Origin of the sequence: Clostridium transplantifaecale (assembly GCF_900626075.1) — a bacterium.
Classification (GTDB): Bacteria; Bacillota; Clostridia; order Lachnospirales; family Lachnospiraceae; genus Otoolea; species Otoolea transplantifaecalis.
Genome location: NZ_UYZY01000004.1, coordinates 56,166 through 69,141 on the forward strand (window position 1 = coordinate 56,166; position 12,976 = coordinate 69,141).

The following is a 12,976-nucleotide window of genomic DNA, read 5'->3' on the forward strand; positions in this document are numbered from 1 at the left end:
CTCGTCCTTTCTGTTATGTGTTTTTTTAACTTTCTGAGCTTATTATAACAATGCGGAGTCCAAAAAACGTCAATATTAATTGATAATTTTAATCTTTTTAAAAATAATCCTGTCAACCTTCTTTGGACGTCAGAGTTGACAGTACCCGTCAGGTTTTGTATACTGAAATATAATAGATCTTATAGAAGAAACCCACGTTTTGCGGCAGGGTCTTTTTGACGGACAGCGAGAGTTTTGCGGTAAAGTATAAATGTCAGGGGAGGCGCCATGAAGAAAGTTGAAATTAACCTGTGTGGAAATCCGACGATTTTTGCAGATGGGGAGAAGGTTAATTTCCCTTATAAAAAAGTAGAGGGATTTTTGTACTATCTCTGTGTAAAGAAGACGGTTACCAGGGAGGAGGTCATCTGCCTTTTGTGGGGGGACGAGGACGAGACCACCGGTAAGAAGAAGCTTCGGGATGCGGTTTATCAGGTTAGACGTTTTCTGGACAAAGATATTTTAATAACGACGGGTCATACTGGGATTGCTCTGAATCCCGATTATCCGGTGAAAATTGATTTGGACTATAATACGGGTTCAGATGCCGGACAGGCCGGTGTATTTCTGGACCATTTTTATATTAAGAACTGCTATGAGTTTGAAGAATGGGTGGGAGGCGTCAGGGAAGAACAGCGCCAGGACATCTCAAAGAGCGCCAGGGAATACCTGGATGAGGCCCGGGAGAAAAAGGACGTTTCCCTGATTCAGAAATATAGTAATATCCTTATTAAAAATGATCCCTATAATGAAGAATTATATTATGAGATCATGAACGTATATGCGGAGAACGGGAATTATACGATGGCAATCCGCCTGTATTACGATCTCCTGAAGCTGTTCCAGGAAGAGCTCGATATGGAACCGTCCCAAAAGGTCAAGGATTTGTTCCATCAGGTCTTCAACGTCAAGGAACATGTTAAGACGGAGGGCGTCTCCGTCGATCTTCCTTTTATCGGACGCAGAAGAGAACTTTATGAAATCAGCGGGTTCCTGGAGCGTACGGCAGGGGAGAAGGTGGGATGCCTGGCCATCGAAGGCGAGGAGGGCGTCGGAAAAACGTCATTTTTGGAATGTGGCCTGAAGCTTGCCGCCGGCAAACAGATGATTACTCTCTATGCAGTGTGTTACAGACAGGGAGCCGATTTCTTTTTAAATCCATGGAACGATATTTTCCAGGAGATTCAGCAGTGTATTGAGAATGGGATGATTAAGGACGTGCTCTCACCCGGACAGGAGGAGAAGCTGACCCAGATCCTGAACAGAGGCGTGGGCGACGACCGGGAAAGCGGAAGGATGACCTACCAGATGATTGAGAAGACGGTCATCAGCCTCTTTACGGAGATTTCAAAGAAGTACCGCTTGGTTCTGGCCTTTGACGATATCCAGTGGATGGATCAGATGAGTTTTCAGCTGATGTGCCGGCTGCAGTTTATGCTGGAACCGGCTGCCCTGCTTACGATCTGCACCTATAACAGGAGCAGCGAGGTGGAGGTGATGGAGTCTCTGGAACCCCTGGTGCGCAGGGATTTTGTCAAACTATTGTCGCTTCAGCCGTTTACAAGGGATGAGACCGATGAGATTCTCCATAAGACGCTTCCGGAACTCGATTCGGAGCCGGATAAACGTCAGAAACTCTATGAACTGACGGACGGCAACGCTTTCTTCCTGACGGAGATGATTAACATCATCAGGGAGAAAGGATATACGCTTGAAAAGTCACCGAAAACAAACTTTGTCATCAAGGCGAGACTTTCGGGCATATCCCAGGATGAGAAGGAAGTGCTGGACTGCATGTCGGTCTTCCCGGAGAAGATAAGCATTGAGGAAATCGAGCTCCTGATGAAAGGGATGGACCGTCTCACGCTTCTCAAAATCCTCGAACGGTTGCAGGAAGGTTTCCTTATTAAAGAGGTACTGGTTGGATGGAATGTTTATTACAAATTTGTCCACCGCATCTTCCAGGAATACATTTACGAAAAACAGAGCAACGGAAAGCGCCAGCTGTACCATAAGATGCTGGCAGAATATTATGAGGCCCAGGCGGAGCAGGATTTCATGGTGCTGCCGCTGGTGGTTTATCATTACGACAAGTGCCACGACCAGGTTAAAGCCTATCAGTACCAGATACGTTATCTGAAAGAATTTTATACGGTCATCAATGAGAATTTCCCTGTGCTTCACACGGAGGCCTCCGACTTCGGAGATGATTTCGGCGTTATGGCCGAGGCGGAGAAGATGCTTGAGCTGGCGGAGGATGTCATCAACCTGAAAGACGATTCCAGGGAGATACGCCGTATGAAGATGGAGATGCATTACATCAAGGGCAGATACGACATTGCCATGGGGGAATATGACAGCGGAATCGCCAATATTGAGAAGAGCATTTTCCTCGCCCAGAAGCTGAACGCCAACAAGAACCTGCTGGCCTGCTACAAACAGCAGATATTCCACGGAATCCAGAGGGAAGATCTGGAGAAGGTGGATAAATATGTGAACCTGGGTCTGGGATGTATTAAAAAGGAAGAGAAAGACGAATACGCCACCTTCCTGCGCCTCAAGGGCTGGTACCATGTGCAGAGGCAGGAGTACAGGATGGCGGAGGAAGTCCTCCAGAAGGCGCTGATGGTATTCCGGGAGCTGGAAGACGGAGAAGGAAAGTATACGGCCAGTATTGCGGCCTGCTATAATTATATCGGCGATATCTACCGGATTCAGGATCGGTATGACGAGGCGCTGGAATTCTACACAAAGGGAATTACGGTGGGAAAAGGACCTGTGGAGACGAACGGACTGGGCCAGGTATACTGCAATATCGGCCAGGTCATGTACAGCCAGGGCAGATACGAGGAGGCTTTCAATTATCTCGAGCGTGCAAGGGAGTGCCTGGAAAAGAACGGATACAGATGGGGCCTTGAGAGGGCGGAGACTTACCTTGCCATGACCTGCCTGAAGACAGGGCGCCGGGAAGAGGCGGAGGAGCATTACAGGAAGGGCATGGAATTGTCTGCCAAGATAGGAAATCCGACGACGGAACTGCTTCTTGAGACGGTCAGGAAGGAACTGGAATAGAAAATTCGACGGTTTAGCCGCGGGAAGTTCATCAAAAAAGAGCTTTCCGCGGCCTTTTTAGCCTTATCCGGTGAGGTTTCTTTAAAAAATACCTCGTTTTGGTAACACATTAAAGTGAAAAAACTGGTGCATTACCATGGTAAAGCTAAGAAGTCTGTCATGCTATCAAGGTAAAGTGGAGAAGTATGAAAACATATAAAAAAAATAAATTTTGTCAGTAATATTACAAGTTTTGACGCTTTTTTGACGCTTCATGTAATATAATAATCCCATCAATTGCCCTGACGAAATGAGAGCGTCAAGGGCGAGTAACAGTATGAAAAAACAGCAGTAAAGGAGAAGATAAGATGAACAAAGTAGTAATTACAGGACAGGATTTAACAGTTGAACAGATCGTAGCAGTTTGCCGTGAGTGCGTAACACTTGAGCTGTCGGAGGAGACCAAAAAGAGCGTTCTGGAATCCAGACAGATCGTAGATGATTTAATAGCAGAAGAGAAGGTAGTTTACGGAATCACAACAGGATTCGGAAAATTCAGTGATGTTGTTATTTCCCAGGATCAGTGCAAAGACTTACAGAAAAACCTGATCATCACACATGCAGTTGGCGCAGGCAATCCTTTCACAAAAGATATCGCAAGAGGAATCATGCTTCTTCGTATCAACAACCTGGCAAAAGGTTTCTCCGGAATCCGTCTTGAGACACTTCAGACCATGGTTGATATGCTGAACAAGGGCGTTACACCAATCATTCCTGAGAAAGGTTCATTAGGAGCTTCCGGTGACCTTGCTCCATTATCCCATATGGTACTTCCGATGATCGGACTTGGCCTTGCAGAGTATGAGGGAGAAGTTCTTCCAGGCGCTGAGGCTATGGCAAAAGCAGGTATCCCGACTATCGAATTATCCGCTAAAGAAGGTCTTGCACTGAACAATGGTACACAGGCTATGACCTCCGCAGGTTCCCTTGCTCTTTACGATGCACTGAACCTTCTGAAAGTAGCAGATATCACGGCAGCTCTGGACTTCGAGGCTCAGAACGGCGTTGTAGATGCACTTGACCACAGAGTACATGATGTACGCCCGCATTCCGGACAGCTTGCAACAGCAAGAAACCTGTTAAAGCTTCTGGAAGGCAGCAAGAATACAACACGCCAGGGCGAAATCCGTGTACAGGATGCTTATTCCTTACGCTGCTGCCCACAGATTCACGGCGCAAGCAAAGATGCAGTTAACTATGTTAAAGAGCATGTAAATATCGAGATCAACTCCGTAACAGATAACCCAATCATCTTCAAAGACGACAGAGCAGGAATTTCCGGCGGAAACTTCCACGGACAGCCAATGGCACTGAGCTTTGACTTCTTAAAGATTGCAGAATCTGAGTTAGCCAATGTTGCAGAGAGACGTATTGAGCGTCTTGTTAACCCGGCATACAGCGGACTTCCGGCATTCCTTACACCAAACGGCGGCGTTAACTCCGGATTCATGATTGTTCAGTACTCCGCAGCTGCTTTAGTATCTGAGAATAAAGTTCTGGCACATCCGGCCAGCGTAGACAGCATTCCATCCTCCGCAGGTCAGGAAGACCACGTAAGTATGGGTACAATCGCTGCAAGACAGGCTGGAGAGATCGGCCGCAACGTAAGACGTGTTCTGGCTATGGACCTTATGGTAGCATGCCAGGGTATCGATATGAGAGGCAACAAGGGTCTTGGTAAAGGTACACAGGCCGCTTATGATTTAGTTCGTAAGGAAGTTGCCCGTCTCGAGGAAGATCGTCCGTTATATGACGATATCAATTACTGTGAGAATATTATCGCTGACGGTTCCTTAGTTAAGGCCGTAGAGGAAGCAATCGGCGGTTCTATTGAGATTTAATTTAAGGGGTGTGTGTTGTTTACTTTTTTTCTGGGGAGTGGAAAAGTAGCAAAGTATGTATGAAGAAGGAGGGCTTTTATGTTAACTAACCCTGTAGTATTGGCAGTTATATCATTATGTATTCTTTGCTTATTTAAAGTAAACGTTTTATTATCCATGCTTATTTCCCTGTTCATCGGCGGTATCGCCGGTGGACTGGGAGTGGCTGGAACACTGTCTTCCATGCTTGGAGGACTTGGCGGAAATGGCGAGACAGCGCTTGCATATGTTCTTCTGGGAACATTTGCCGCTTGTATGGCTTACACAGGAATTACAACGATTCTTTCCAAGAAGGTAGCCGCTGTGGTAGGTGAGAACAAATATATCCTGATTCTTATCCTCACACTGATTGCCTGTGCATCACAGAATATCGTTCCTGTACATATTGCTTATATTCCGATTCTGATTCCGCCGTTACTGGTAATCATGAACAGGCTGAAGATTGACCGCCGCGGCGTGGCTTGTGCCATCGCATTCGGCCACAAAGCTCCTTATATTGCAATTCCGATGGGCTTTGGTCTTATCTTTATGGGTATCATCAAAGACAATATGACACTGAATGGCATGGAAGTTACCCTGAACGAGGTAGCGTCCGTTAACTGGATTCTGGCGGTAGCTATGCTGATTGGTCTTTTAATCGCGCTGTTTGTAACCTACAGAAAACCGCGTGAGTATAAAGATATTGCGATTGCTGAAACACATGAATTATCTAGCCTGAAATTAACTACACAGCATTGGTGCACAATCGCAGCTATCGTTGTTGTAGTAATTCTTCAGATTAAATTTGGCTCTCTTCCATTTGCAGCACTGGGCGGACTTCTTGTAATGTTCCTGACAGGCGCTGTTAAGAGAAAAGATATTGACGAACAGTTCAACGAAGGTATCAAATTAATGGGCTTCATCGCATTCGTTATGCTCGTAGCAGGCGGATTCGCACAGGTTCTGAAAGATACCGGCGCTGTTAATGAACTGGTAGACAGTTCTATTAAACTGATGGGTGGAAGCAAACTGATTGCGGCTACCATTATCACACTGATTGGCCTTCTTGTAACAATGGGCATTGGTACCTCTTTCGGTACAGTTCCTGTTCTTGCAGTATTATACGTTCCGTTATGCTCTAAGATCGGATTTTCACCGGCAGCTACTATCGTCCTGATGTCTGCAGCAGCAGCGCTTGGCGACGCTGGTTCACCGGCTTCCGATACAACGCTTGGGCCTACATGCGGCCTGAACGCTGATGGACAGCATGATCACATCTGGGATACTTGTGTACCTACATTCTTACACTTCAACATTCCGTTAATGATCGCTGCTATCCTGGCAGCACAGGTACTGTAAGGAAACTAAAAACTGAATATTGTTACTACTTAAAATAACCCTTTAAACAACACGTCGAAGGCGGCAGAGAGATGTATAGGCAAGATACATCCCACTCTGCCGCCTTTCCCTGTTCTTTTCTAGATCAGATGACAACAAAAGCCGTTCTTTTCGGATCCCCAGACCCATAACAAGGTTTTAGGGGCAATCCGAAAGAAACGGCTTTTTAAATTGACGGTTATTTTTTACTGTTTATGTTATGAATATTCTGTTTTTGGCAGTGACGCAGGTTCCGGCTCCGGCGCTGTTCCCGGTTCCGTTACCGACGCAGGCCGCACCCCCGATTCTTCGACAGGAATCTGAATTTCGGTAACAAATTCTTCCGGGTTATCGGTGAACGCCATATCGGTGATGGAAACCTCCAGGGAATCGCCCGATATGGTATAGCGGTGCTGGCGGATATAGCGCAGAAGCTTCCGGTAAGTCTCAAATATTGTTCCGTAGCTGCCAAGGTGGCAGGCCACCGCATACAGTCCCTCCGGGAATGTTCTCACGTTTTTATCGTTGACGGGCTGTTTCAGCATATTGCCGATAAAATTATATCCATCCAGGTTATTCTTTCCCAGTTCTTTACTGTGTATGCCCAGAATGATATGTCCAGGCTCGACATGCTGAAGCGAAGAGCGGGCAAAGGATTCCTGGAGGATGTCTATGTAGTGCATGAGATGCTCTGCCTGAAAATTAATATCCACGGTATAAGCGTAGCGCTCACGGATCGGCCGGAATTCACAGATACTGCGCCCATGGGCGTTCTCCAGAAGACGGATGCTCCTCAGATAATCGTCCACATGTTTTTTGAGAGACTGGAGTTCGTTTAGCTGACGTTCCAGTGAGAAGCTTGTCTCATCGAGAATCCGGCCCAGACCGCGTATATCCTTCGTTTCACAATAAGTCTTAATCTGTTCCAGGGATAACCCGAGCTGCTTCAGTTCACGTATCAGGTAAAGCTTGTCAAACTGTTCCCCGCTGTATAGACGGTAGCCCGAAGATTCGGCCGTCTTTACAGGTTTCATGAGGCCAATCTTATCATAATAGCGCAGTGTCTGTGTGGAGATATTAAAGAAATCTGCTATTTCCGAAATCGTGAATGTATTTTTCATAATTGCTCCACTGCGCTATACCGTAATCGTTCTGATGACGGGCTCCTCAAAGAATACGGGGCCGCCGATTCTGGCATCGGTGATCTTACCGTCCTTAGCTGTAAATTCGGCTTTTAAAACACCTCCCGGCTGTTTTAATTCAAGACGGAAATCCCCGTCCTTCACCTCCCGTCCAAGCCACACCGTGGAAGCCAGGGTTCCGCTGCCGCAGCTGCTTTCCCAGATAAAGCTGTCGGTTGCCCTTACCCAAACGACGGGCGTCATCTCACCGCCGTTTATAAAGATGGCTCCGGCTGCATCCACGTCGGTCTCCTGTGCCATTTTATCGAGGACGGCGTGGGCCAGTGACTCGGATGGTTTGACATTTTCAAGAATCACGTGGGTAATTCCCTCCAGAACCACTGCCGGAAAACGCAGAAGACCGCTTCCGTCAGAGGAAGCAATACCGCTGTCCCTGCCAGTTTCTTCCGGGAGCGTCAGCTCCGTGATAGCCTGCGGAAGCGGCATGGATACCCAGGAACCGTCATCTTCTAAAAGCACCTCCAGAATATCTCTGCTGCCCGATACCTCGACAGGAACACGCCCGCCTGCCCTCATACCGCTCCGTCTGCCCAGCAGCAGGCCAAAGCTTCTGGATGCATTACCGCAGAATTCTCCGCCCATCATCTCCATGCGTCCGGCGGCGCCTCTGAGCGGCGGAAGAATAAAACCTGCCTGTTCGGCATTTAGATCTTCTTCCTTCAAAATAGCAGCACCCACTGCTGCATATAATTCGGGCGGAACATCGCCCTCAGCAAACGCTGTCCGGTTCCCGGCCGGATCGGCCATTGTAATTTTTAACGTAAATTCCATTCTGTAACCCTCCTTATTGTTCATAAGAATAACATACATCCTGGAGGGGGAATTTACAAGAGGAATTGGGATTTATGTTGAGATGGGAGGACGCCTCTGTAAGACGGCGGACGGGGTGGTGGGAGGTGGTATATGAGTCTTCAGTCCCGGTTGGTAGGTTGTGGTGAGGGGGAATCCAGGAGAAAAAATTCCTACGGGGACTCGCTCCCGCTGGTGGAATGCGCAACGGATGCTAGATTCGAAAATACCTCATCAAGCACCGGCGGATTCCAAGGTCCCCTTCGGAAAGTTTTCTCCTTCCTTCCCCGGACAGGTTGTCGGCGGGACTGAAGACTCAGCGAAGGTTATTGCCCCGTCCGCCGGCTTCAGGGGCTGATTGTCTCTTTCGTCAAGTAAGGGGGAGGTATTGTCGCGGCCACTACATGGTTGTGATTTTTTTATATTCAGACTAAATATTAAGTTGAACTATTAAGTTGGACTAAAAGATGAGATCGGACTAAATAATCTAAGGCTAAAATACAATATAATTCCATACCGGACAGGAGGGAGATTTTTGTCATATAAAGTGATGTAGAGGCTGCGATAATTTCCTTGTTCCATAAAAAAAAGAACAAATCAGCGGCCGCAGACGCGGAGCTGGTATGGCCGGAATCTGTTACGACTGTGTAGTGGCCGCAACAAATAGGGCGTCCACACTTGACGAAAGAGGTAATCAGCCCCTGAGGACGGCGGACGGGGCAATATCCTTGGCTGAGTCTTCAGTCCCGTCGATAACCTGCCTGGGGAAGAAGGAGAAAAACTTTCCGAAGGGAGACCTTGAAGCCCGCCGGTGCTTAGCGAGGTCCCTCACGAGCTTAGCATCCGCTGTGCGCTTCACAAGCGGGAGCGAGTCCCCGCAGGAATTTTTTTCTCCGGATTCCCCCTCACCACAACCTATAAACCGGGACTGAAGACTCATAAACACCCTCCCACTCCCCCGCCCGCCATCCCACAGAGGCGTCCTCGCATCTCAACTAAACATAAGCCTTGACAACCCCGCCCCCGCGTTTTATCATGACGGAAAGACGGCTGTCCGCCGCCTGCAGTGACAGCAATATGAGGGAGGATATCTATGGATAGGAATCAGAAGAACTACCGCTGGGCGGTACTGGGCTGTGGTGTGATTGCCAATGAACTGGCTGAGGCAATGGGAAAGCAGGGGAGAAAACCCGATGCGGTGGGAAACAGGACCCGGGAAAAGGCAGTTGCATATGCTGAAAAGTATGGGATTGAGAAAGTTTATGAAGATTTTTATCAGATGTTTACCGATGATGAAATTGATATAATTTATATAACGACGCCGCATAATACGCATATCACGTTTATTCTGGAGGCGCTGAGGAACGGGAAACACGTCCTTTGTGAAAAGTCCATTACCCTTAATTCGGAGGAGCTGTCGCTGGCGGTCCGGACGGCGCGGGAACATGGCGTTATCCTTGCGGAAGCCATGACGCTTTACCACATGCCCGTATACAGGAAAATCCGTGAGATAACGGAGTCAGGGGCTCTGGGACCCCTCCGTTTTATTCAGATGAATTTCGGCAGCTATAAGGAATATGATATGAAAAACCGCTTTTTCAACCGGGAGCTGGCTGGAGGAGCGCTGCTGGATATCGGAGTTTACGCCCTTTCCTTCGTGAGATGGTTCATGTCCGAAAAGCCGGATCAGGTCGTGTCACAGGTCAGGTTTGCCCCCACCGGGGTGGATGAGCAGGCGGGAATTCTTCTGATGAACCGGGCGCAGGAGATGGCTTCCGTTTCACTCTCACTACATGCGAAACAGCCGAAACGCGGTATGGTCTCATTCGACAGGGGGTATATTGAGATTTATGATTACCCCAGGGCGGAGAAAGCAGTCATCACTTACACGGAAAACGGCCGGACGGAAACGATAGAGGAGGGAAGGACGGAGGATGCCCTGATGTATGAGGTTATTGATATGGAACAGGCGGTTTCTGGAGCGGCGGATAGGATGCATCTGGATTTCACGGAGGATGTCATGGAGATTATGACGGACATACGCAGAGAATGGGGCATGAAATATCCGGAGGAGGAATAGAACTGCGGCTTTTTTATAGATGGCCGGTAAAACAGCCGGGCAGTAAAGAATATGGGGAATCCCTTTGCCTTTACCGCCCGGCTGTCCGCATCTTTTCTAATGGATGCCGTATTTCCGATAGTATATTAATTCATATAAAGTCATGCAAATCCAGCCCAGTGCCGTACCTATCACAACGGCCTGAATCCCGAATCTTCCAAGCAGGGAGTAGGTCAGGATAACGCGGATAGGAATCTGGATTACCGTGGCGATCAGTGTAACCCGAAGGTTTCCGATACCGCGGAAATAGCCCTGGAAGCTGTTGGTGAAGCCGCTGATAAAGTAAAAGCAGGCCATTGGTACAATATAAAGAGTTCCGAGCCGGATGGCTTCGACCTCCTCCGGCTTCAGGAAAATGCCGAGAAGCTGGTTTTTTCCGATGAGTACGAGGGCGGAGATGGTGATAATATACACCTCGGCCATCACCATAACGGTTTTCAGGCCGGTAGGAATCCTTTTGTACTGCTTCGCACCCTTATTCTGGGCAGTAAACGTGGTGACGGAGGCGGCCAAACTGTCCCCGGGCGCCAGGATATAGCTGTCGATGATGGAGACGGCGTTAAAGGCGGCCACGGCGTCGACGCCGAGCGTATTAATGCCCGATTGGACCAGAAGCCGTCCGATGTAGAGCACGGTCTGCTGAAGGGCGGAGATGGCGCTGAAATCGATGGTTTTTTTCAGAAAGTCCATCCTGATGCGCAGCTCCGTCAATGTCAGCCTCAGATAAGGTACCCTGAGTTTTATGTAGATAAACAGCATCAGTGAGGAAACGGCCTGTGAAATAACGGTCGCATAGGCAGCTCCCTGTACGCCCATATTCAACGTGCCCACCATATAAACCGCCAGAAAAACATGAAGCACGGTGGTGATGCAGAGAACGTAAAGGGGAGCCCTGGCATCACCCAGTGAGCGCAGGCCCGCAGACAGTATGTTATAAAAGAAGGTAAAAATCAGTCCCAGCGAGATAACTCTCAAATAGTCGGCGGCCATCGGCGCAATCTCTGCCGGCGTCCTGGTCAGGTTGATAAAAAGACCGCTGCCCGCAAAGGAAAGTAAGGAGAGTACAACCGTCAGGAGGAAGCCGGAAACGAGGGAGGTTGCCATCTCTGCTTTCAGGGCGTCGTAGTCGTGCGCCCCAAAGTATTCGGACATCAGGATGGAAGCGCCGAGGGAGAGACCCACAATCAGGAAAATCAGAATATTCATGATGGGACCTGCGGCCCCAATAGCGGCCAGCGCCTCCTTTCCGTTATACTGCCCCACGATAATGGAGTCAACCGTCTGGTACAGCTGCTGCAGAAGATTAGCGAACATCAGAGGGACGGCATAGGTCAGAAGATGTTTGGTGATATTTCCCTGAGTCATGTCTCGAGCCATAAAAAGTCCTCCCGGATTAATGATAAATTTTAGGAAAAAGCTGGAATTTATAAGAATTTTCTTGCCAAAAACAAAATCATTATTTATAATGAATCTTGAAAATCATAAAAATAACAACGTTGAATATACAAAATCATTTCTTAGTGTAATTATAGTTACTGGAGTGAGGGATGTCAATCGGAATTTTCCCGCGGACTCCGGGATATGGGCAGCAGACACAGGAGGGCATAAGATGGATAGAATTAAGAATATACCCGGTGAAGCCAAATTGACGCCGAAGGATAAAATTGTCCTCGACTATATATTGAGAAACCGGGAAGCGGCGTGTTTCATGACTTCGGCGGAGATTGCCCAGAGATTGGGAGTCAGTCCTTCCTCCGTCGTGCGCGTATCGTCCAAACTGGGCTTTGAGAACTTCAGCCATTTCAAGAGGGCGCTGCAGGAAGAGCTGGCCGAGAACCGGAAGAAGGAAAAGACCCAGATTCCATACGAGAAAATAAAGTCCATGGAACTTCTGTCCGAGGATGAAATTATCGCGGTACTGAAAGATAATGTGCTGAGAAATATTGAGAATGACCAGACAACGGCTGATTATGTAAACTATCGTAAGGCGGCAAGACTGATAGCCGAAGCGGAGCGCGTTTTTATTGTGGGTTTTCGGACCTGCGCGGGTTTTGCGTCGTCGTTCGGCGTCATGATGGGCTGCGTGCGCTCCGGCGTCTATGTGGTGAACGGCAGCCAGCCTCTGGTTGACTCCCTGGTGGATCTGACGGAAAAGGATACGGTCATCGGCCTGTCTTATGAGAGGTATTCAAGCGATACTGTATTTGCGGTCAATATGGCAAAAAGGGCGGGCAGCCACATTGTTGCCCTGACGGATAAGTATACATCGCCTCTCTGCGCCGGAGCGGAGGCTGTTATTTTAAATTCAACGGAAAATATATCATTTTACAACTCCTACACAACCCTCGTCATGGCGATGGAAGTCCTCCTGGGGCTTGTCAGCAAGAAGAACAAGAAACAGAATGAGGAGCGGCTGATTAAAATGGAAGAGTATTTAAGAGAGACGGGACAGTACTGATTCGGTACTGTTCTTTCTTTTT

Annotated in this window: 9 protein-coding genes; 5 read left to right on the plus strand and 4 right to left on the minus strand. The window is 48.2% G+C overall.

The window, feature by feature from the left end; genetic code table 11:
• Nucleotides 1–267: 267 nt before the first annotated feature.
• The 3 genes from EJL91_RS15315 to EJL91_RS15325 all read left to right on the plus strand — a co-directional run bounded on the left by EJL91_RS15315 (nucleotide 268) and on the right by EJL91_RS15325 (nucleotide 6,368).
• Entirely contained in the window at nucleotides 268–3,111 is a 2,844-nt protein-coding gene (locus EJL91_RS15315; RefSeq protein WP_125142847.1) for a tetratricopeptide repeat protein, read from the plus strand.
• Between the two features lie 347 nt (nucleotides 3,112–3,458).
• On the plus strand, nucleotides 3,459–4,991 hold the full coding sequence (hutH, locus tag EJL91_RS15320) for a histidine ammonia-lyase (RefSeq protein WP_125142848.1): 1,533 nt from the start codon (nucleotides 3,459–3,461) through the stop codon (nucleotides 4,989–4,991).
• A gap of 78 nt (nucleotides 4,992–5,069) precedes the next feature.
• Complete coding sequence (locus tag EJL91_RS15325; protein ID WP_125142849.1) at nucleotides 5,070–6,368, plus strand: Na+/H+ antiporter family protein; 1,299 nt, start codon at nucleotides 5,070–5,072, stop codon at nucleotides 6,366–6,368.
• 236 nt (nucleotides 6,369–6,604) lie between these two features.
• Here EJL91_RS15325 and EJL91_RS15330 read toward each other — a convergent pair whose 3' ends face one another.
• The 3 genes from EJL91_RS15330 to EJL91_RS15340 all read right to left on the minus strand — a co-directional run bounded on the left by EJL91_RS15330 (nucleotide 6,605) and on the right by EJL91_RS15340 (nucleotide 9,317).
• The gene (locus EJL91_RS15330; RefSeq protein WP_125142850.1) at nucleotides 6,605–7,507 is read right to left on the minus strand and encodes a MerR family transcriptional regulator; all 903 of its coding nucleotides are present in this window, start codon (nucleotides 7,505–7,507) and stop codon (nucleotides 6,605–6,607) included.
• A 15-nt stretch (nucleotides 7,508–7,522) separates the two neighbouring features.
• Nucleotides 7,523–8,359, minus strand: coding sequence for a histidine racemase CntK family protein (locus EJL91_RS15335; RefSeq protein WP_125142851.1), 837 nt, complete (start codon nucleotides 8,357–8,359; stop codon nucleotides 7,523–7,525).
• Nucleotides 8,360–9,071: 712 nt separating this feature from the next.
• Nucleotides 9,072–9,317 (minus strand): hypothetical protein, encoded by a 246-nt coding sequence (locus tag EJL91_RS15340; protein WP_125142852.1) that lies wholly within the window; start codon nucleotides 9,315–9,317, stop codon nucleotides 9,072–9,074.
• Nucleotides 9,318–9,470: 153 nt separating this feature from the next.
• Between EJL91_RS15340 and EJL91_RS15345 the strand changes: the two genes are divergently transcribed.
• Entirely contained in the window at nucleotides 9,471–10,457 is a 987-nt protein-coding gene (locus tag EJL91_RS15345) for a Gfo/Idh/MocA family protein (RefSeq protein ID WP_125142853.1), read from the plus strand.
• 96 nt (nucleotides 10,458–10,553) lie between these two features.
• Here the strand turns inward: EJL91_RS15345 and EJL91_RS15350 are convergent, their stop codons facing one another.
• The gene (locus EJL91_RS15350) at nucleotides 10,554–11,873 is read right to left on the minus strand and encodes an MATE family efflux transporter (RefSeq protein ID WP_125142854.1); all 1,320 of its coding nucleotides are present in this window, start codon (nucleotides 11,871–11,873) and stop codon (nucleotides 10,554–10,556) included.
• 232 nt (nucleotides 11,874–12,105) lie between these two features.
• Here EJL91_RS15350 and EJL91_RS15355 point away from each other — a divergent pair, with 232 nt between their 5' ends.
• Entirely contained in the window at nucleotides 12,106–12,954 is an 849-nt protein-coding gene (locus EJL91_RS15355) for a MurR/RpiR family transcriptional regulator (RefSeq protein ID WP_125142855.1), read from the plus strand.
• The last annotated feature ends 22 nt before the right edge of the window (nucleotides 12,955–12,976 follow it).

Bases quoted from the DNA above. Each gene is read 5' to 3' on its own strand.
- EJL91_RS15315 (WP_125142847.1), top strand. From the start codon at position 268: ATGAAGAAAGTTGAAATTAACCTGTGTGGAAATCCGACGATTTTTGCA.
- hutH (WP_125142848.1), top strand. From the start codon at position 3,459: ATGAACAAAGTAGTAATTACAGGACAGGATTTAACAGTTGAACAGATC.
- EJL91_RS15325 (WP_125142849.1), top strand. From the start codon at position 5,070: ATGTTAACTAACCCTGTAGTATTGGCAGTTATATCATTATGTATTCTT.
- EJL91_RS15330 (WP_125142850.1), bottom strand. From the start codon at position 7,507: ATGAAAAATACATTCACGATTTCGGAAATAGCAGATTTCTTTAATATC.
- EJL91_RS15335 (WP_125142851.1), bottom strand. From the start codon at position 8,359: ATGGAATTTACGTTAAAAATTACAATGGCCGATCCGGCCGGGAACCGG.
- EJL91_RS15340 (WP_125142852.1), bottom strand. From the start codon at position 9,317: ATGAGTCTTCAGTCCCGGTTTATAGGTTGTGGTGAGGGGGAATCCGGA.
- EJL91_RS15345 (WP_125142853.1), top strand. From the start codon at position 9,471: ATGGATAGGAATCAGAAGAACTACCGCTGGGCGGTACTGGGCTGTGGT.
- EJL91_RS15350 (WP_125142854.1), bottom strand. From the start codon at position 11,873: ATGGCTCGAGACATGACTCAGGGAAATATCACCAAACATCTTCTGACC.
- EJL91_RS15355 (WP_125142855.1), top strand. From the start codon at position 12,106: ATGGATAGAATTAAGAATATACCCGGTGAAGCCAAATTGACGCCGAAG.